Source organism: Winogradskya humida (genome assembly GCF_016862215.1).
Classification (GTDB): Bacteria; Actinomycetota; Actinomycetes; order Mycobacteriales; family Micromonosporaceae; genus Actinoplanes; species Actinoplanes humidus.
This window is the reverse complement of sequence record NZ_BOMN01000159.1, coordinates 1-22,211: the sequence shown is the minus strand read 5'-3', so window position 1 is coordinate 22,211 and position 22,211 is coordinate 1. Positions and strand designations below refer to the sequence as shown.

2 protein-coding genes are annotated in these 22,211 nt (G+C 72.3%); both read right to left on the bottom strand.

Annotation, left to right across the window (positions count from 1 at the left end; translation table 11 throughout):
* Window positions 1-10,770 (bottom strand): type I polyketide synthase (locus Ahu01nite_RS51235; protein WP_239159803.1); only part of this gene is annotated, 10,770 nt, incomplete at its 3' end.
* Window positions 10,771-10,809: 39 nt separating this feature from the next.
* A complete protein-coding gene (locus Ahu01nite_RS49795; protein WP_203843811.1) occupies window positions 10,810-22,203 on the bottom strand; it encodes a type I polyketide synthase in 11,394 nt (3,797 codons plus the stop codon).
* Between the last annotated feature and the right edge of the window lie 8 nt (window positions 22,204-22,211).

Below are 22,211 nucleotides of genomic sequence, written 5' to 3'. Positions count from 1 at the left end.
CACACCGGCGCGCCACGGCCGGTCGGCCAGGGGCCACGGCCGGTTCCCGGTCAACAGTTCAACGGCGCCGGCCGACCAGTCCACATGCGACGAGGGCGAACCCACGTGCAGCGTCGCGGGCAGCACACCGTGCCGCATCGCCATGACCATCTTGATCACGCCGGCGACCCCGGCGGCGGCCTGGGTGTGGCCGATGTTCGACTTCACCGAGCCCAGCAGCAGCGGGTGATCGGCCGGCCGGTCCTGTCCGTACGTGGCGATCAGCGCCTGGGCCTCGATCGGGTCGCCGAGGGTGGTGCCGGTGCCGTGCGCCTCCACGGCGTCCACGTCGGCGGGGGTCAGGCGAGCGCCGGCGAGCGCCTGCCGGATGACGCGCTGCTGCGCGGGACCGTTCGGCGCGGTCAGGCCGTTGGAGGCGCCGTCCTGGTTGACCGCCGAGCCGCGGACGACAGCGAGGATCTCGTGGCCGTTGCGCTGGGCGTCGGACAACCGCTCGACGAGGAGTACGCCGGCGCCCTCACCCCAGCCCGTACCGTCGGCACTGTCGGAGAAGGCCTTGCAGCGGCCGTCCCCGGCCAGTCCGCGCTGACGGCTGAACTCGATGAACGCGCCGGGTGTCGACATCACCGTCACACCGCCGACAAGTGCCAGCGAGCACTCGCCCCGGCGCAGCGCCTGAGCCGCCCAGTGCAGGGCCACCAGCGATGAGGAGCAGGCGGTGTCGACCGTGACCGCCGGGCCTTCGAGGCCGAACGTGTAGGACAACCGGCCGGAGATCACGCTCGCGGCGCTGCCGGTGCCGACGTACCCTTCGACGCCCTGTGGCGCGGCGGTCGTCAATGCCGCGTAGTCCTGGCCGTTGGTGCCGATGAACACGCCGGATCGGCTGCCCCGCAACGAGTCCGGGTCGATGCCCGCCCGTTCGAACGCCTCCCACGACGTCTCCAGGAGCAACCGCTGCTGGGGGTCCATGGCGAGGGCCTCGCGCGGTGAGATGCCGAAGAACGCGGGGTCGAAGTCCGTCGCGCCGGTGAGGAATCCGCCCTCCCGCGCGTAGGTGGTGCCCGGGTGGTCGGGGTCCGGGTCGAACAGCGATTCGAGGTTCCAGCCGCGGTCGGCGGGGAAACCCGTCATCGCGTCGGTGCCGCCGGCCACGAGCCCCCAGAGGTCCTCCGGCGAGTTCACCCCGCCGGGGAACCGGCAGCTCATGGCGACGATCGCGATCGGCTCGTCGGTCGCGACGGCGAGTTCCGTCGTCGTGGTGGCCGGCCCGCCCAGTAGTTCGGTGCCGAGGAACGCGGCGAGGGAGGCCGGTGTCGGGTGGTCGAAGACCAGGCTCGCCGGCAGGGGCAGTTCGGTGGCCACGACCAGCCGGTTGCGCAGCTCGACGGCGCTGAGTGAGTCGAAGCCCAGTTCCTTGAACGCGCGCGCCGGGGCGATGGCCTTCGCCGACCCGTGGCCGAGGACGACGGCCACGTGGCCGAGGACCAGGTGCAGGAGGGTCTTCTCGCGCTCGGTGACGCTCTGGCCGGCGAGGGACCGGGCGAGGGCCGTGCCGGCGACGGAGCCGGGGGCTGCGGACCGGCGGGCCGTGCCGCGTACCAGGCCGCGCAGAACGTGGGGAACCGGCGACGTGCGCGCCTGGCGGTGCAGTGCGGGCAGATCGAGCGGGGCGGGGACCAGGACGGCGCGTCCGGTCGTGGCGGCCTCGTCGAACATCCGCAGACCTTCGGCCGTACGCAGGGGAACCAGCCCACCGCGGCTCATGCGTTCCAGGTCGGCGTCCCCGAGGTGCCCCGTCATGCCGCTGGACTCGGCCCACAGCCCCCACGCCAGCGAGGTGGCGGGCAGGCCCCGGGCCCGGCGGTGCTGCGCCAGCGCGTCCAGGTAGGTGTTCGCCGCCGCGTAGTTGCCCTGGCCGGAGCCACCGAGCACGCCGGCGACGGCGGAGAACATCACGAACGCCGACAGGTCCCCGGTGAGTTCGTGCAGGTTCCGAGCTCCGTCCGCCTTCGGCCGGAAGACGGTGTCGATCCGCTCCGGCGTCAGCGATCCGATCGTCGCGTCGTCCAGGACACCCGCCGTGTGGACCACCGCGGAGATCTCATGCCCGGCCAGCAGTACGGCCAGCGCATCCCGGTCAGCGACATCGCACGCCGCGAGCACAACCTCAGCGCCCAGCGCGACCAGTTCAGCACGCAACTCCTCCGCACCCTCGGCAGCCGCACCACGCCGGCTCACCAGCACCAGACTCCGGACACCACGCTCCGCGACCAGATGCCGGGCGATCAGGCCACCGAGCATGCCCGTCGCACCGGTGACCAGAACGGCACCCGTACCGAACCCTGGATCCTCCACCACCGAACGCTCGACGCGGGCCAGACGCGGCGCGCTGACCACACCCGACCGCACCGCCAGCTGCGGCTCATCGGTAGCCAAGGCCCGGGGCAGCACGTCCCGTGATGCGGCGTCGTCGTCGAGGTCGACCAGCACGAACCGGTCCGGGTTCTCCGACTGCGCAGAACGCACCAGACCCCACACCGCCGCCTGCGCCAGACCCGGCACCTCATCACCGGCACCCACAGCAACCGCACCCCGGGTCACGATCACCAGACGGGACCGCTCCTGCAGCAACCAGGACTGCACCGTGGCCAGCGCCCAGTGCGCCGCCTCACGCGGCGACACCTCCGGGCAGAACACGATCTCGGCTGCGACACCCCCGTCGGCGGGCACCGGGACCTCGGACCAGTCCAAGCCGAACAACGCGTCCCGGTCCGGCCGGTCCGTCGTCCCGGGCAGGGGTCGTAGCGTCAGGGAGTCAACGGTCAGAACCGGTGCGCCCGTCCCGTCCGCCGCCACCACGGCCAGGGCGTCCGGGCCCGTGGGCGACATCCGCACCCGCAGCGTGGTCGCGCCCGACGCGTGCAGGCGCAGACCGGACCAGTCGAGCGGCAACCGGTCGGCGCCGTGGGTGTACCCGGTCGCGTGCAGTGCGGCGATCAGGAGTGCGGGGTGCAGGCCGTACCCGTCGGCGCTGATGGCTTCCGGGAGCGAGACCTCGGCGTACACCTCGTTCCCGAGGTGCCAGGCCGATCGCAGCCCCTGGAAGGCCGGCCCGATGTCGAGACCGGCGGCGGCCTGCTCGGCGTGGATTCCGGCGAGATCCACCGGTTCCGCTCCGGGTGGCGGCCACTCGGTCAGGGCGACTCCGCCCGTACGCCCACCCGTGCCCAGCACACCCGTGGCGTGCCGGATCCACCGCTGCTCGTCGCCGGCGCCGCCCGTCTCGGCGTAGAACGTCAGCTCGCGCCGCCCGGACCCGTCCGGGGAGCCCACCCACACCTGGACCGGTACGCCGCCGTACCCGGGCACCACCAGCGGCGTCCGCAGGGTCAGCTCCTCGACGACGTCGCAACCGACCTGGTCGCCCGTGTGGACCGCCAGCTCGGCGAACACCGTCGCGGGGACCAGGACCTCGCCCCGGACCACGTGATCGGCCAGCCACGGGTGGGAGTCGGCCGACAGGCGGCCCGTCAGCAGCACGCTGTCGGTGTCGCCGAGGCTGATCGTCGCACCGAGCAGCGGATGGGCCGCCGCGCCGAGCCCGGCCACGGTGACGTCGCCGGTCCGCGGCCGGGTCTTGACCCAGTAGCGGCGGTGCTGGAACGCGTACGTCGGCAGGTCCACCCGCCGTGCCCCGCGGCCCGCGTCGAGCTCCTCCCACCGCACGGGGACCCCGTGGGTGAACAGCCTCGCCAGCGAGGAGACCAGCGCGGCCTCCTCCGGCCGGTCCGGGCGCAGCATCGCTACGAAGCTCGCGTCCGGCGCCGTCTCCTGACCCAGCGCCGTCAGCGTCGCGCCCGGCCCGACTTCGACGAACGTCCGTACACCCTCGCCGGCGAGCGTGCCCACCGCGGCGCCGAACCGCACGGCCTCGCGGACGTGCGTCACCCAGTAGTCCGGCGACGTGAGCTCCGCGGCAGTGGCCAGCCGGCCGGTCAGTGTCGACACGATCGGGATCGCGGGCGCGGCGAAGGTCACGTCGTCGAGGACCGCGTGGAATTCGTCCAGCATCGGTTCCATCAGCGGCGAGTGGAACGCGTGGCTCACCTTCAGCCGCGACACCTTCCGGCCGGCCGTACGCCACCGCTCGGCGACCGCGTCCACGTCAGCGGTGGCACCGGAGACGACAACCGAGGCGGGGCCGTTCACGGCGGCGATGCCCGTCGTGTCCGGGAGGCCGGGCAGGACCTCGGCCTCGGAGGCCTGGATCGCGATCATCGCTCCGCCCGCGGGCAGCGCCTGCATGAGCCGGCCGCGCGCGGACACCACCCGTACGGCGTCGCCGAGCGACCAGAGGCCCGCCACGTGGGCCGCGGCCAGTTCACCGATCGAGTGACCGGCGAGCAGATCCGGGCGTACGCCCCAGGAGGCGAGGAGCCGGAACAGCGCCACCTCGACCGCGAACAGGGCGGGCTGGGTCACCCCGGTCTCGTTCAGCGCCCCGGGGTCGTCGCCGGACAGCGCCGCGCGTACCTCGGGTCCGAACGCGTCGAGGACCTCGTCCAGCGCCTGCGCGAACACCGGGAAGCGGCCCCGCAACTCGCGGCCCATGCCGAGCCGTTGCGATCCCTGGCCCGGGAACAGGAAGGCCACCCGGCCGGGCTCGCCTGCCGGTCCGCTGACCACGGCGCCGGTCGTCCCGCCCGCGGCCATCGTGGCCAGGGCTTCCACCAGCTCGGTCCGGTCCTCGGCCACGATCACCGCGCGGTGTTCCAGCGTCGCGCGGGACGTCGTGAGCGAGTAACTCACGTCGGCGAGCGATCCGCTCCCGGCGAGCGGGATCAGCCGCTCGGCCTGGTCACGCAGCGCGTTCCGGTCGCGGGCCGACAGCACCCACGGCGCCGGCCTGCCGTTCTCCGGCTCGAGGACCGCAGCCGGCTCCGGGTCGCTCGTCTGTTCGAGGATGACGTGCGCGTTCGTACCACTGAATCCGAAGGAGGAGACGCCAGCCCGCCGCGGGCGTTCCACGGCAGGCCAGTCCCGTTGGCCGGCGAGCAGTTCCACCGCACCGGCCATCCAGTCCACATGCGACGAAGGCTCCGTGATGTGCAGCGTCGCGGGCAGGGTGCCGGACCGCATGGCCAGCACCATCTTGATGACACCGGCGACACCCGCGGCGGCCTGGGTGTGGCCGATGTTCGACTTCACCGAGCCCAGCAGCAGCGGACGGTCGGCGGGCCGGTCCAGTCCGTACGTCGCCAGCAGGGCCTGAGCCTCGATCGGGTCGCCGAGGGTGGTGCCGGTGCCGTGCGCCTCGACCGCGTCCACATCGGAGGGTTTGAGGCCTGAACTGGCGAGGGCCTGCCGGATGACGCGCTGCTGTGCGGGACCGTTCGGCGCGGTCAGGCCGTTCGAGGCGCCGTCCTGGTTCACCGCGGACCCGCGCACCACGGCGAGGACCTGGTGGCCGTTGCGCCGCGCGTCCGAGAGCCGCTCGACGATCAGCATGCCGACGCCCTCGCCCCAGCCCGTACCGTCCGCACTGTCGGAGAAGGCCTTGCACCGCCCGTCCCGGGCCAGTCCGCGCTGACGGCTGAACTCGACGAACGAGCCCGGCGTGGACATGACCGTCACGCCGCCGGTCAGCGCCAGCGAGCATTCACCCGCGCGCAGCGCCTGCACGGCGAGGTGCAGGGCGACGAGGGACGACGAGCACGCGGTGTCGACGGTGACCGCCGGTCCTTCGAGGCCGAACGTGTAGGACAGCCGGCCGGAGATCACGCTTGCCGAGATGCCCGTCGCGGCATACCCGGAGATGTCCTCGACGGCGTCGCCCAGCAGTTCCCGGTAGTCCTGGACGTTCGAACCCACGAACACGCCGACCGGCTCACCACGCAGCGTGCCCGGGTCGATCCCGGCGCGTTCGAAGCTCTCCCACGACGTCTCCAGCAGCAGGCGCTGCTGCGGGTCCATGGCCAGGGCCTCGCGGGGCGAGATCTCGAAGAAGTCGGAGTCGAAGCCGGCGGCGTCATCGAGGAAGGCACCCATCCGGGTGTACGAGGTACGCACGCCGTCCGGGTCCGGGTCGTACAGCGATTCCAGGTCCCAGCCGCGGTCCGCGGGGAACTCCGTGACCCCGTCGCCGCCCGCCAGCAGGAACTCCCACAGTTCCTCCGGGCTCGACACGCCGCCGGGGAACCGGCACGCCATCGACACGATCGCGATCGGCTCGTCGCTCGTTCCCGCCACCGTGGGCGTCGTACCGGCCGCCGCGCCGGCTCCCAGCAGTTCGGTACGCAGATGGGCAGCCAGGACAGCAGCCGTCGGATAGTCGAAGACCACGGTCGTCGGCAGCGCGACACCGGTCGCCTCGCTCAGCCGGGTACGCAGTTCGACGGCCGTCAGCGAGTCGAACCCGAGATCCTTGAACGCCCGGGTCGCGGCGAACGCGTCGCCGGAGACGTGGCCCAGCACGGCGGCCGCCTCGTAGCGGACCACCTCCGTCAGCTCGCGTACCTGCTCGGCCTCGTCCAGGCCCGCCAGTCGCTGCGCGAGCGCCGACGTGCCCCGTGGTGCCGGGGCAGCGTCAAGGGCAGCGCGGATCTCGGGCAGGTCACCCAGCAACGGGCTGGGACGCTGCGCCGTGAAGGGACCCGCGAACCGTTCCCAGTCGACGTCGGCCACGACCGTGCCGGCCACGCCGTCGCCGACCGCGCCGGCGATGACACCGACCGCGGCGCCGGGCGGCAGCGCGAGGAGCCCGCGGCGGGCCAGATGGCGTTCCGCCTCGGCGTCGACCATGCCGCCGCCTGCCCACGGACCCCATGCGACGGCCGTGGCGGGCAGGCCCGCCGCCCTGCGGTGCTCGGCGAGCGCGTCCAGGTAGGCGTTCGCCGCACCGTACGCGGCCTGGCCACCGCTGCCCCAGACGCCCGCGATCGAGGAGAACAGCACGAACGCGTCCAACGGGGTGTCGCCCAGCAACTCGTGAAGGTTCCTGGCGCCGGTGACCTTCGCCGACAGCGCACCGGCGAGTTCGTCGGCACCGAGGCCGGCGAGCGCGGCCGAGCTCTCGATGCCCGCCGCGTGGACAACGGCGTTGAGCGCCGGAAGGCTGCCCAGCAGTTCCGCGACGGCGGTCCTGTCCGCGATGTCGCAGGCGGCGAACGTGACCCGGGCACCCAGGCCGGCAAGCTCGGCCTCCAGCAGTGGGGCGCCTTCGGCCGCACCACCACGACGACTGACCAGCACCACGTGCTCAGCACCCTGCGCCGCGACCCAGCGCGCCACCTGCCCGCCCAGCGCACCGAGACCTCCGGTCACCAGCACCGTCCCCCGCGGCGACCAGCCCGGTCCGGATGTCCGCTCACGCGGGGCCCGCTCCAGCCGCCGGCCGAGGACCCGGCCGCCGCGAACCGCGACCTGATCCTCGCCCGACGTCCCGGCGAGCACCGACGCGAGCAGATCACCGGCCGTGTCATCGCAGACCGCGGGGAGATCGACCAGACCACCCCAGCGTCCGGGATGTTCCAGCGCGGCGACCCGGCCCAGGCCCCAGAGGGTCGCCTGTTCGAACCCGTCGACCTCGTCACCGGCGTCGGCGGACACCGCGCCCGAGGTCAGGCACCACAGGGGTACCTCGAGCGCCCGGATGAGCTCCACCAGGGCGTCCAGCTCCCCGCCGCATGACACCGCGCCACGCAGAGCAGGCAGATCATCAAGGCCCGCCAGATCCGCGCCCAGCACGTACACCTCGGCGCCGTTACGGGTCAGCGACTCCCGGACCCACTCCGCGCGGTCGTCACCCCCCGGCGCCACCACCAGCCAGGCGCCGTCCAGTCGCGCACGCCTGACAGCCACCGGACGCCACCGCACCCGGTAGAGCCAGTTCTCGACGGCCGACCGATCGCGCTGTTCACGGCGCCACGCGGACAACCGCGGCAGTACCGCACTGACCGGATCATCCGCCGAGACATCGAGCGTACGCGCGAAGCCGTCCAGGTCGCCGCCCTCCACGACCTCCCAGAACCGCGCCTCCACCGGGGACAACCGGCCGGCGTCCGCCCCGGCGGGCGCCGCGTCGAGCCAGAACCGCTCGCGCTGGAACGCATACGTCGGCAGGTCCACCCGCCGGGCGCCGCTGCCCGCGAAGAACGCGGCCCAGTCCACGGCCACCCCGTGCGCGAACAGACCGGCGACCGCGCCGAGCAGGCTCACCTCTTCCGGCCGGTCCCCGCGCAACGCCGGCAGGAACACCGCGCCGGAGCCACCGCCCTGACCCAGGGCCGACAACGTCCCACCGGGACCGATCTCCAGGAACACCCCCACGCCCTCGGCGGTCAGCGTGTCCACGGCATCGGCGAACCGCACCGCCTCGCGGACATGCCGCACCCAGTACTCAGGTGACGTGACCTCCCCCGCGGACACGATCGGAATCGCCGGAGTCCCGAACGACACGCCCTGCAACACCCGGCGGAAGTCATCGAGCATCGGTTCCATCAGGGGTGAGTGGAACGCGTGGCTGACCTTGAGCCGGGTCACCTTGCGGCCGGCCTCACGCCAGCGATCCGCAACCGCGTCCACGTCAGCGGCGACACCGGAGATGACGACCGAGTTCGGGCCGTTGACCGCAGCGAGACCCACCGTGTCGGACAAGTCATCAGCCAACTCGGCCTCGGACGCCTGGACTGCCACCATCGCACCGCCCGGCGGCAACGCCTGCATCAACGAACCCCGCGCGGACACCACCCGAGCCGCATCCTCCAGCGACCACACACCCGACACGTACGCGGCAGCCAGCTCACCGATCGAGTGACCCGCCACCAGGTCGGGCCTGATGCCCCAGGACTCCAGCAGACGGAACAGCGCCACCTCGACCGCGAACAACGCGGGCTGCGTCACCGCCGTCTCGTTCAACGCCTCCGCGTCGGTGACCTCCCGGACAGCCGGGTCGAAGTGCGCCAGAACCTCGTCGTACGCCGCGGCGAACACCGGGAAGCGCTCCGCGAGCTCACGGCCCATCCCGAGGCGTTGCGAGCCCTGACCGGAGAACAGGAACCCCAGCCGGGACGCGCCCGCCTCACCGATCACCACGCCCGGCCCGCCACGCCCTTGCGCGAGCACCGTCAACGCCTGGCTGAACTCGGCGGCGTCCGCGGCGACAATGGCCGCGCGATGCTCCAGCGCTGCCCGGGACGTCGCCAGTGAGAAGCCGACGTCGAAGGGTGAGTGCTCGCCCGGGAAGGACGCGAGTCGTGCGGCCTGGTCACGCAGCGCTTCGGGACTCCGGGCGGACAACACCCACGGCACGGGGGTGTTCCGGCCCGCAAGCAGGACCGGTTCCGGAGTCTGCTCCTGCTCCTGCTCCTGCTCGGGGGCCGCGGGGGCCTGCTCGATGATCGTGTGCGCGTTCGTGCCGCTGATGCCGAACGAGGAAACACCGGCGCGCCGCACGTGACCGTTCTCCGGCCACGGCTGGGGCCGGGTCAGCAGCTCGATGCTGCCGGCGGACCAGTCCACCTGCGACGACGGTTCGGTGACGTGCAGGGTGCGGGGCAGCACGCCGTGCCGCATCGCCATGACCATCTTGATGACGCTCGCCATCCCGGCGGCGGCCTGGGTGTGACCGATGTTCGACTTCACCGAACCCAGCAACAACGGCCGATCAGCCGGCCGATCCTGACCATATGTAGCCAGCAACGCCTGCGCCTCGATCGGATCGCCCAGCTTCGTACCCGTACCGTGCGCCTCCATCGCATCCACCTGCACCGCCGACAACCCCGCACTCGCCAGCGCCTGCCGGATCACCCGCTGCTGCGACGGACCGTTCGGCGCCGTCAGACCGTTCGACGCACCATCCTGATTGACCGCGGAGCCACGTACGACAGCAAGCACCGGATGACCGTTGCGCTGGGCATCCGACAGCCGCTCCACGAGGAGCATCCCGACACCCTCGCTCCAGCAGGTGCCGTCCGCGGTGTCCGAGAACGCCTTGCAGCGGCCGTCCGGCGCCAGGCCGCCCTGCCTGCCGAACTCGATGAACGACGTCGGCGTCGACATCACCTGCACGCCGCCGACCAGCGCGAGCGAGCACTCGCCCTTGCGCAGGGCGTGTGCCGCGAGGTGCAACGCCACCAGCGACGACGAGCACGCCGTGTCCACCGTGACGGCCGGGCCCTCGAGGCCGAACGTGTAGGACAGCCGGCCGGAGATGATGCTGGCCGCGTTGCCGGTGCCGAGATAGCCGACCACGTCCTCGGCCGGGCCGGACGCCGCGAGCACCCCGTAGTCCTGGCCGCTGGTGCCGATGAAGACCCCGGAACGGCTGCCCCGCAACGTCTGCGGATCAATCCCGGCCCGCTCGAACGCCTCCCACGACGTCTCCAGCAACAGCCGCTGCTGCGGGTCCATGACCAGGGCCTCACGCGGGCTGATCCCGAAGAACGCCGGGTCGAACAGGTCGGCGTCGTGCAGGAACCCGCCGTCGCGGACATACGTGGTGCCCGGGCGTACGGAATCCGGGTCGTACAGCGCGTCGAGATCCCAGCCGCGGGTCGTGGGGAACCCGGAAACCGCGTCCGCACCGGAATCGACGAGGTGCCAGAGGTCCTCGGGTGTGCTGACACCGCCGGGGAAACGACAGCTCATGCCGACGATCGCGATGGGCTCGGCGGCTTTCTCCTCGACCTCGCGGAGTTGCTGCTTGGCTTGCCGCAGGTCCGCGGTCAGGCGCTTCAGGTAGTCAAGGACTTTGCTGTCTTCCGACATGTGGTGCTACCCCTCTCGGTGAGAGTCCGTAACGGCGGATCAGGACTTTCCGAGTTCCTCGTCGATGATGTCGAACACGTTGTCGAACGTTGCCGAGCTGAGGTCGTCCGTATCGGGCTCCGGCTGCTGCTCGTCCCAGATGGACAGCAGTGAGCGCAGCCGCAGCCGGATGTCCCCGGCGAGAGCGTCGTCCGAGTCGAGCTTCGCGATGGTGATCGTCAGCTTGTTCAGGTCGCTCAGCACCTCGGCGGCGGGTGTGCCACGGTCGGCGAACACCGTCGCCCGCAGGCTGGCCGCGAGCGCCGCCGGGGTGGGATGGTCGAACACCAGGGTCGCGGGCAGCCGGGAGCCGACCGCGACGTCGAGCCTGTTACGCAGTTCCACGGCGGTGAGCGAGTCGAAGCCGAGCTCCTTGAACGCCCGGTTCGCCTCGACGGCCTCGGGCCCCTCGAAACCGAGCACGGCAGCGGTATGCGTACGCACAACGTGCACCAGCAACCGATCCTGCTCCGCCTCCGCGAGACCCGTGAGTCGCCGGCCGAGTGTCACCGCCGCCGAATCGTCGCCGGACTGCGCGTTCCGGCGGGCGGGCGTGGGCACCAGGCCGCGCAGCAGTGGGCGCACCTGCTCCGGGTTGGCCCTCAGCGCGGTCAGGTTGATCGCGGCGGGGATCACGGCCGCCGCACCGGTGGCGTGGGCCGTGTCGAACAGCGCCATGCCGTCCTCGGAGCTGAGCGGGACCATGCCGCCGCGGGTCATCCGCTGCACGTCGGCGTTGCCGAGGTGCCCGGTGATGCCGCTGGCTTGCGCCCAGAGTCCCCAGGCGAGCGAGGTCGCGGGCAGCCCCGCGGCCCGGCGGTGCTGGGCGAGCGCGTCGAGGAACGCGTTGGCGGCGGCGTAGTTGCCCTGACCGGGGCTGCCGAGTACACCGGCGGCCGCGGAGAACAGCACGAACGCCGTGAGTTCCCGGTCCCTGGTCAGCTCGTGCAGGTGCAGCGCGGCGTCGGCCTTGGGCCGCAGCACCGCCGCGACCTGCCCGGGGGTGAGGGACTCGACCACACCGTCGTCGAGTACGCCCGCCGTGTGCACGACGGCGGTCACGGGGTGCTCGGCCAGCAGGGCGGCGACCGCGGCACGGTCGCCCACGTCGCACGCCACGACCGCGACCCGGGCGCCGAGTTCCTCGAGGTCCCGGCGCAGCTCCTGCGCACCGGGGGTCCCGGGGCCGCGCCTGCCGGTCAGGACCAGGTCCCGGACGCCGTGCCGGGCGACGAGATGCCGCGCGGTCACCGCGCCCAGCACCCCGAGGCCGCCCGTGATCAGCACCGTGCCGGCGGGGCCGAACGCCACCGGCCCGGAGGTTCCGGCCGGTGGGGCGAGGCGGGCCAGCCGGGCGCAGGACGCGACGCCGTCCCTGATCGTGAACTGCGGCTCCCCGGCCGGCACCGCTGCCGCCAGTGCGCGCAGCGACTTCTCGTGACCGTCGACGTCGGCCAGCACGAACCGCCCCGGATGCTCCGACTGGGCCGAGCGCACCAGGCCCCACACCGGTGCCCGTACCAGGTCGGGCACGTCCTCGTCCGGACCGGCTGCCACGGCGCCCCTGGTCACCACGACGAGCTGCGCCGGTGCGAGCCGGTCAGCCGCCAGCCATTCCTGGAGCAGTGCGAGGGTGCGGCTCGTCGCCTCGTACGCGGTGGCCGCGTTCTCGTCAGCCGCCACGATCACGTACCGGGGCACGGGAGCACCGCCCTCGACGGCGGTCAGCAACCCGGCGACGTCGCCGTGCTCGCTGACCGGCATGCCCGCCGCCCTGAGCGCGTGGGCCGCCGAACCGGCGCCTCCGCCGATCGCTGCCCAGCTTCCGGTGCCGGGTGCCGCGTCCGGCATCGGCACCCACGTCATCTCGAACAGCGAGTCGCGGTGCACGGCCGCCGCGAGTTCGAGCCGGTCGGCGGTGGCAGCCCGCAGGCTCAGCTCGTCGACCGCGGCGACCGGCTGGCCGGCGCCGTCGGCGAGCAGCACCGCCACGACGTCCCCGCGGACCGGTGTCACCCGCGCCCGCAGTGCTGTCGCGCCGGTCGCCTGCAGCCTCGCACCGGCCCAGGAGAAGGGCAGCCGGAGTCCTTCCTGGCGTGCCCCCAGCCCGATGGCGTGCAGCGCCGCGTCCAGCAGTGCCGGGTGCAGGCCGAAGCCGTTGTCCGCGACGCCGTCCGGGAGCGCGACCTCGGCGTACACCTCGTCGTCGCGGCGCCAGACCGCCCGCAGGCCCTGGAACGCCGGGCCGTAGTCGAGTCCGGATGCCGCGACAGCGGCGTAGTGACCGGTCAGGTCGACCGGTTCGGCCCCGCTCGGTGGCCAGGCCGCGAGATCGTCGGTGATGGCCTGCGCCGTGGCCGCCAGGCGGCCGGTGGCATGGCGGGTCCAGGTGCCCTCGTCCCGCCGGGAGTCCACGATGAACGCCCGCCGGCCGGACCCGTCGGGTCCGTCGAGGCTGAGACGCAGCTGGACGCCCTCCCGCTCGGGCATCACCAGGGGTGCCTCGAGGACCAGGTCGTCGAGCGATTCGCAGCCGACGTGGTCACCGGCGCGCAGTGCGAGGTCGACGTACGCCGTGCCGGGGAGCACCGCGGCGCCCAGGACCCGGTGGTCGGCGAGCCACGGGTGTGTCCGCAGCGAGAGCCTGCCGCTGAACACGAGTCCTTCGGAGTCCGCGAGCTCCGTGACCGCGGCGAGCACGGGGTGGTCCACCCGTCCCAGGCCGGCCGAGGTCACGTCGCCTGATGTGCGGTGGGTTGTCGCGGGCCAGAAGCGCTGATGCTGGAACGGGTACGTCGGCAGCTCCACGCGGGGTGCTCCGGGGACCGCCCAGTCGACCCGGCCGCCCCGCACGAACAGCTCGGCCGCCGACCGCATCAGCCGGGCGAGGCCTCCGTCGCCGCGTCGCAGCGAGCCGGTCACCGTGTTGCCGGGGCCGGCCAGCTCGGTGAGACCGCCTGCCAGGACGGGGTGCGGGCTCACCTCGACGAACGTCGTGAAGCCCTGCGCCACCAGGGCGGAGACGGAGTCCGCGAACTCCACCGGCTGACGCAGGCTCCGGTACCAGTAGCCGGCATCCATCGCGGCGGGATCCAGCCATCCGCCGGTCAGCGGGGAGAAGTAGGGAACGTCGCCGGTTCCGAAGGTCAGACCGGCCACCGCTTCCCGCAGTTCCGCCTCGATCCGCTGCACGTGGTGCGAGTGCGGGGCGTAGTCGGCGTTGACCCGCCGGGCCCAGACCCCGTCCCGGTCGCAGGCCTCGAGCAGTTCGTCCACGGCGGCGGCGTCGCCGGACACGACGACCGAGGCGGGGCCGTTCACGACGCCGACCGAGAGCTGTCCCTCCCAGCGGGTCAGGCGTTCGCGTACCTCGTCCACGCCGAGCGCGACCGACACCATCCCGCCCTGACCCGCGATGCTCGTCAGGGCCCGGCTCCGCAGGACGACCAGCCGGGCGGCGTCCCTCAGGGACAGCGCACCCGCGGCGCACGCCGCCGCGATCTCACCCTGCGAGTGCCCGAGCACGGCGCTCGGGTGCACTCCCCACGACCGCCACGTCGCCGCCAGCGACACCATCACCGCGAACAGGGCGGGCTGGACGACGTCCAGGCGTTCCATAGCGGCGGGGTCCCGGATCGCGTCCAGCAACGACCAGTCGACAAGCTCGTCCAGTACCTCCGCGCACTCGTGCATGCGGGCCCGGAACACCGGCGAGGTCTCCAGCAGCTCCACCGCCATGCCGGCCCACTGCGATCCGTGGCCGGGGAAGACGAAGACCACGCCACCGCCGGGGTTCTCCGCCACGGCGGTCACGACATGCGCTGCCTCGCGGCCGTCGGCGAGGGCGTCGAGGCCGGCGAGGAACTCGTCCCGGTCCCGGCCCACCACGACGGCCCGATGGTCGAACAGCGCCCGGGACAACAGGGAGTGGGCCACGCCGGCGACCGGCGCGGCGGTGTCATGCCCGAGCTGCTCCCGGATCCGGGCGGCCTGTGCTCGCAATGCCCTGCCGGACCGTGCGGACAGGATCCACGGGACCGGCCCGTCGGCCACCGGCGCATCCGTCTCTTCCACTACCGGCGCCTGCTCCACGATGACGTGTGCGTTGGTGCCGCTGAACCCGAACGACGACACACCCGCACGCCACGGCCGGTCCACCGAGGGCCAGCCATGCTCGCCGACCAGCAGCTCCACCGCGCCCGCGGACCAATCCACATGCGGCGACGGCACGTCAGCGTGCAAGGTCCGCGGCAACACCCCGTGCCGCAACGCCAGCACCATCTTGATCACACCGGCCACACCGGCGGCAGCCTGGGTATGACCGATGTTCGACTTCACCGAACCCAGCAACAACGGCCGATCAGCGGGCCGATCCTGACCGTACGTCGCGAGCAACGCCTGGGCCTCGATCGGATCACCGAGCTTGGTGCCGGTACCGTGCGCCTCGACGGCGTCCACATCGGATGCCATGAGGCCGGAAGACGCCAGCGCCTGACGGATCACCCGCTGTTGAGAAGGACCGTTGGGCGCCGTCAGACCATTCGACGCGCCGTCCTGGTTGACCGCGGAACCACGTACGACTGCGAGCACCTCGTGACCGTTGCGCTCCGCGTCGGACAGGCGCTCGACGAGCAGCATGCCGACGCCCTCACCCCAGCCGGTGCCGTCGGCATCGGCCCCGAACGCCTTGCACCGGCCGTCCAGGGAGAGACCGCGCTGACGGCTGAACTCCACGAACGCACCCGGAGTCGACATCACCGTCACACCACCGGCCAGCGCCATCGAACACTCACCCGACCGCAGCGCCTGCGCCGCCAGATGCAACGCCACCAGCGACGACGAACACGCCGTATCCACCGTCACCGCCGGACCCTCGAGCCCGAACGTGTACGCCACGCGCCCCGACATCACACTGGAGGCGTTCCCCGTAGCCACGTGGCCGCCCATGTCCTCGGCGTCCCGGTCCAGCACCAGACCGTAGTCCTGCACGTTCGAGCCGACGAACACGCCGATGCGCTCACCGCGTACGGAATCGGGTCTGATGCCTGCCCGTTCGAAGGTCTCCCACGACGTCTCCAGGAGCAGGCGCTGCTGCGGGTCCATCGCCAGTGCCTCACGCGGCGAGATCTCGAAGAATCCCGCGTCGAAGCCGCTCACGTCCCGCATGAACGCGCCGAACCGCAGGTACGAGGTGCCCGCGACGTCCGGGTCGGGGTTGTACAGGGCTTCGAGGTCCCAGCCACGGTCGGACGGAAACTCACCGACGCCGTCCCCGCCCGCGAGCAACATCCGCCAGAGGTCTTCCGGGGTCGACACCCCGCCCGGGAACCGGCACGCCATCGACACGATCGCGATCGGCTCGTCGTCCGCCGCGGCTACGGCGAGTTCCGGGGTCACCGTGACCGGCTCCTCGATCGAGGACAGGAGGTGCGCGGCGATCGCCGACGGTGTCGGGTAGTCGAAGACCACGGTCGCGGGCAGCGGCAGACCGGACACGGCGGTCAGCCGGTCGCGCAGCTCCACGGCGGTCAGCGAGTCGATGCCGAGGTCCCGGAATGCCCGGTCGGCGTCGATGGAGCCCGCCTGGCTGTGGCCCAGCACGGCAGCGGCCTGCGCGACCACCAGATCACGGACCGCCCCGGCCCGCCCGTCCGGGTCGAGACCCGCGAGGAGGTGCCGCAGGCCGGAGCCGGTGACAGAACCGGTGGGACGGTCCGCGAGGGTGTCGCGTGCTTCGGGCAGGGCCGCGAGCAGCGGGCTGGGCCTGCCACTGGTGAACGTGGGTACGAATCGCGCCCAGTCGACGTCAGCCACGACCGTGGTGCCGGGCGCCGCCTCGGCGAGGGCGCGCACCGCGATGCCGGGCGGAAGCGCCACGAGCCCGCGACGGGCCAGGTACCGCTCCGCCTCGTCGGTGACCATCCCGCCGTCGGCCCAGGGTCCCCAGGCCAGCGTCGCGCCCGGCAGACCGCGCGCGGTGCGGTGCTCGGCGAGGGCGTCGAGGTACGCGTTCGCCGCGCTGTAGGCGGCCTGCCCTCCGCTGCCCCAGACACCGGCGATCGAGGAATAGCAGAGGAAAGCGTCGAGCTCGGCGCCGGCCAGCAGCTCGTGCAGGTGTGCCGCGCCGGCCACTTTCGCGGTGATCAGGCCGGCGAACCCTTCGAGGCTCGTCTCCGCGATCGGGGTGGCGCCGCTGAGACCGGCGGTGTGCACGACGGCGCGGACCGGGTCACCGGCCTGTTCCAGACCGTCGAGCAGGGCGGCAAGCCCGTCCCGGTCGGCGACGTCGACGGCGGCGAACGTGACGCGCGCTCCCCGTCCGGTCAGCTCGGCCGCCAGCTCGGTGGCGCCGTCGGCGGTGGCGCCGCGGCGGCTCACCAGCACGATGTGCTCGGCTCCGCGCTCGGCCGCCCAGGCGGCTGCCCTGGCGCCCAGTGCGCCGAGCCCGCCGGTCACCAGGACGGTTCCGCGCGGTGTCCAGCGGGGGCTTCCGGCGCTGGGGGCGGCCCGGTGGAGGCGGCGGGCGTACACGCCGGAGGCCCGCACCGCGACCTGGTCCTCGGCGCGTCCCAGCAGACCGCACAACCATCCTGCCGTCCGGGCGTCGGTCCCGGCCGGGAGGTCGATCAGGCCGCCCCAGACGGCGGGGTTCTCCAGCGCCACGGCCCGGCCGAGGCCCCACACCATCGATTCCGCGAATCCCGCGACCTCGTCACCGGCGACGGCCGATACCGCGCCCGACGTCACGCACCACAGCGGTGCCGGGTGGGCCGCGTCGCTCAGTTCCCGGATCAGCGCGAGGGTGGCGGCGACGCCGTTCGGCACCGCGGGATGGCCGGGATGCGGTGTCTCGTCGAATGCCAGCAGCGACAGGATGCCGCCGAACTCCTCCCCTGCGGCGGCCGCCGGCATCACCGCCGACGGCGTGGGATCGGCGGTGGCGACCTCGGCGACGGTGAGTGCGAGGCCGCAGGCGGCGAGCGAATCGCTCAGCGCGGCGGCGCGTGCGTCGCCCGCGGGCACCAGGACCAGCCACGTACTCGCAGGGGGTGCCGACTCCGGGGCGGCGACCGGCGTCCATCCGATGGTGTAGCGCCAGGTATCCAGGAGAGACCGGTCGCGGACCCGGTGCCGCCACGAGGACAGCAGGGGCAGCACGGCGCGGACCGAGTCGGCCTCGGCGGCGTCGGCGATTCCCAGGGAGGACAGGAATTCCGTGGGTTCCTCGCCGTCCACGGCGGCCCAGAAGCGGGCCTCCTCCGCGTTCGGCGCGGCCTCGGAGACGGGTGCGGCGTCCAGCCAGTAACGCTCGTGCTGGAACGCGTAGGTGGGCAGGTCCACCCGTCGGCCACCGGCGAGGAGGGGCTTCCAGTCGACTGCCGCGCCCTGCGCGTACAGCTTGGCGACCGTCGTTATGAGGGCGAGTTCCTCAGATCTGTCCGTACGCAGGGCAGGCAGGAACACCGCATCCGGAAGCGTCTCGCGCCCCAGCGCCGACAGCACCCCACCGGGACCGATCTCCAGGAAGACATCAGCACCCGTAGCGGCAACCGCATCCCCGAACCGCACAGCGTCGCGGACATGCCGCACCCAATACTCCGGCGACGTGATGTCCCCCGCAGACACCATCGGAATCGCCGGAACCTCGAACGACACCCCCTCCAACACCCGCCGGAAGTCATCGAGCATCGGCTCCATCAACGGCGAATGGAACGCGTGACTGACCTTCAGCTTCGTCACCTTCCGGCCCGCTTCACGCCACTTCTCCGCCACCGCATCCACATCAGCAGCGACACCAGAGATCACGACCGAGGTCGGGCCGTTCACCGCAGCCAAACCCACCGCGCCCGACAAATCCGGCATGACCTCGGCCTCGGACGCTTGGATCGCCACCATCGCACCACCCGACGGCAACGCCTGCATCAAACGACCACGCGCAGAGACAACCCTTGTTGCGTCCTCCAACGACCACACACCCGACACATACGCCGCCGCCAACTCACCAATCGAATGACCCGCAAGCACATCCGGCCTGATGCCCCACGACTCCAGAAGCCGGAACAACGCCACCTCAACCGCGAACAAAGCAGGCTGCGTCACCGCCGTCTCATTCAACGACTCCGCATCAGCGACCTCACGAACGCTCGGATCGAAATAGCTCAGCACCTCGTCATGAGCTGCGGCAAAAACCGGGAAACGCCCCGCGAGCTCGTGGCCCATACCGAGGCGCTGCGAGCCCTGACCCGAGAACAGGAAAGCCAACCGGTGGCTGCGGGCCGTACCGCGAAGGACCGCCGGCACGTCATCTCCGGCGGCGAGGGCCGTGAGAGCCGCCCGGAAGCCGTCAGGCTCGGCCGCGACCACTACCGCACGGTGATCCAGGGCCGATCGGGTCGTCGCGAGCGAGTAGCCGACGTCGACGATCGATCCGTCATCCACCATGGCGATCAGACGCCCGGCCTGGGTTCGCAGGGCATTCTCGTCGGCCGCGGAGAGGATCCACGGCACCGGTCCGGCGGCCGGTGGCGCATCCGCCTGCTCCACCACGGGGGCCTGCTCCACGATGACGTGTGCGTTGGTGCCGCTGAACCCGAACGACGACACACCCGCACGCCACGGCCGGCCCACCGAAGGCCAGCCACGCTCGCCCACCAGCAGCTCCACCGCACCCGCGGACCAATCCACATGCGGCGACGGCGCATCAACATGCAACGTCCGCGGCAACACCCCGTGCCGCAACGCCAGCACCATCTTGATCACACCAGCGACGCCGGCCGCAGCCTGGGTATGACCGATGTTCGACTTCACCGAACCCAGCAACAACGGCCGATCAGCCGGCCGATCCTGACCATACGTCGCCAGCAACGCCTGCGCCTCGATCGGATCACCGAGCTTCGTCCCCGTACCGTGCGCTTCGACCACATCCACATCGGATGATCGGAGCCCCGTACTGGCGAGGGCCTGCCGGATGACCCGCTGCTGCGACGGGCCGTTCGGGGCCGTCAGACCATTCGACGCACCGTCCTGATTGACCGCGGAACCACGCACCACCGCAAGCACCGTATGACCGTTGCGTTCGGCATCCGACAACCGCTCCACGAGCAGCATGCCGACACCCTCGCCCCAGCCGGTGCCATCGGCCGCCGAGGCGAACGCCTTGCAACGACCGTCAACCGCCAGACCGCGCTGGCGGCTGAACTCCACGAACGCACCCGGCGTCGACATCACCGTCACACCACCGGCCAGCGCCATCGAACACTCACCCGACCGCAGCGCCTGCGCCGCCAGATGCAACGCCACCAGCGACGACGAACACGCCGTATCCACCGTCACCGCCGGACCCTCGAGCCCGAACGTGTACGCCACCCGCCCCGACATCACACTCGACGACGTGCCGGTAGCCACATAGCCGCCGACGTCCTCGTTCGTGGCGACGGAGAGCAGGCTGTAGTCCTGGGCGTTCGAGCCGACGAACACGCCGATCTGCTCACCGCGTACCGAATCGGGTCCGATGCCTGCCCGTTCGAAGGTCTCCCAGGTCATCTCCAGCAGCAGGCGCTGCTGCGGGTCCATCGCCAGGGCCTCCCGCGGGCTGATCCCGAAGAAGGCGGCATCGAAGCCGCTCACGTCCCCCAGGAACGCGCCGTACCGCAGGTACGACGTCCCGGCCGAATCGGGATCCGGGTTGTACAGGGCGTCCAGGTCCCAGCCACGGTCGGCCGGGAACTCGCCGACGCCGTCCCCACCGGCGAGCAGCATCCGCCACAGATCCTCCGGGCTCGACACCCCGCCGGGGAACCGGCACGCCATCGACACGATCGCGATCGGCTCGTCGTACGCCGGCGCGGTGGTGGCCGGGGCCACGGGTCCGGCCGCGACGGCACCGGACAGTTCGGTACGCAGATGAGCGGCCAGCACAGCCGCAGTCGGATAGTCGAAGACCGCGGTCGCGGGCAACGCCACCCCGGTCGCCTCGCTCAACCGGGTACGCAGCTCCATCGCGGTCAGCGAGTCGAATCCCGCGTCCTTGAAAGCGCGCATCGCCGAGATCGCGTCTCCCGACGCGTGCCCGAGCACGGCGGCGGCCTCGGCGCGGACGAGTTCGGTGAGCCGGCGCTCCTGTTCGATGTCGTCCAGGCCCGCCAGGCTCTGCGCCAGCGCCGACATTCCCGGCTCCCCGGGGGACGTGCCGATCGCGCGGACCTCGGGCATCTCCCCCAGCAGCGGGCTGGGGCGCTGCGCCATGAAGGTGCCGGCGAACCGCGCCCAGTCCACGTCGACGACGACGGCGTTGCTGTCACCACGATCGAGGGCCGCGGCGAGGGCCGTGACCGCCGTGGCGGGAGCCATCGTGGCGAGGCCCCGGCGCCTCAGGTGCTCCGTCGCCTCCCGGCCCGCGTTCGCGACCATGCCGATGCCGCCCCACGGACCCCACGCGACGGCCGTCGCGGGCAGCCCCGCCTCCCTGCGGTGCTCAGCGAGCGCGTCCAGGTACGCGTTCGCCGCGCCGTAGGCCGCCTGACCGCCGACGCCCCATACCCCGGAGATGGAGGAGAACAGGATGAACGCGTCCAGCGGCGTGTCCGCGAGCAATTCGTGCAGATTCCGGGCACCGCCCGCCTTCGCCGAAAGAACCTCGGCGAGTTCGTCAGGGCCGAGATCCGCGAAGGCGGTTGTCCGTTCGATACCGGCCGCGTGGACGACCGCCGTAAGCGGCAGGTCGTCCGGCACTGAAGCCAGCACCCCGGCCAGTGCCTCCCGGTCGGCCACATCGCACGCGACGATCGTGACCCGCGCACCGAGCCCGGCCAGCTCCGCACGCAACTCGTCCGCGCCGTCCGCGGCCGGCCCGCGCCTGCTGGTCAGCAGTAGATGCTCCGCGCCACGCCCGGCCAGCCATCTCGCGAGGTGTGCTCCGAGACCGCCGGTGCCTCCGGTGACCAGCACCGTCCCCCGCGGCGACCAGCCCGGTCCGGATGCACGCTTCGGCGCAACCCGCTCCAGCCTGCGACCCAGCACCCGGCCGGCCCGGACAGCGACCTGATCCTCACCGGACGTCCCGGTGAGCACCGATGCGAGCAGGTCACCCGTCATGTCGTCGCAGTCCACGGGAAGGTCGACAAGACCACCCCAGCGCCCGGGATACTCCAGCGCCGCAACCCGGCCCAGACCCCACAGCATCGCCTGCTCGAACCCGGAGACCCCATCACCGGCATCAGCGGCCACCGCATCGGTGGTCACCACCCACAACGGCACATCCAGCACCCGGATCAGGTCCACCAGAGCGTCGAGCTCCCCGCCACACGACACCACGCCACGCAGATCATCCACACCCGCCAGATCCGCGCCCCGCAGGTACACCTCGGCGCCGTTGCGGGCCAGCGACTCCCGCACCCAATCGG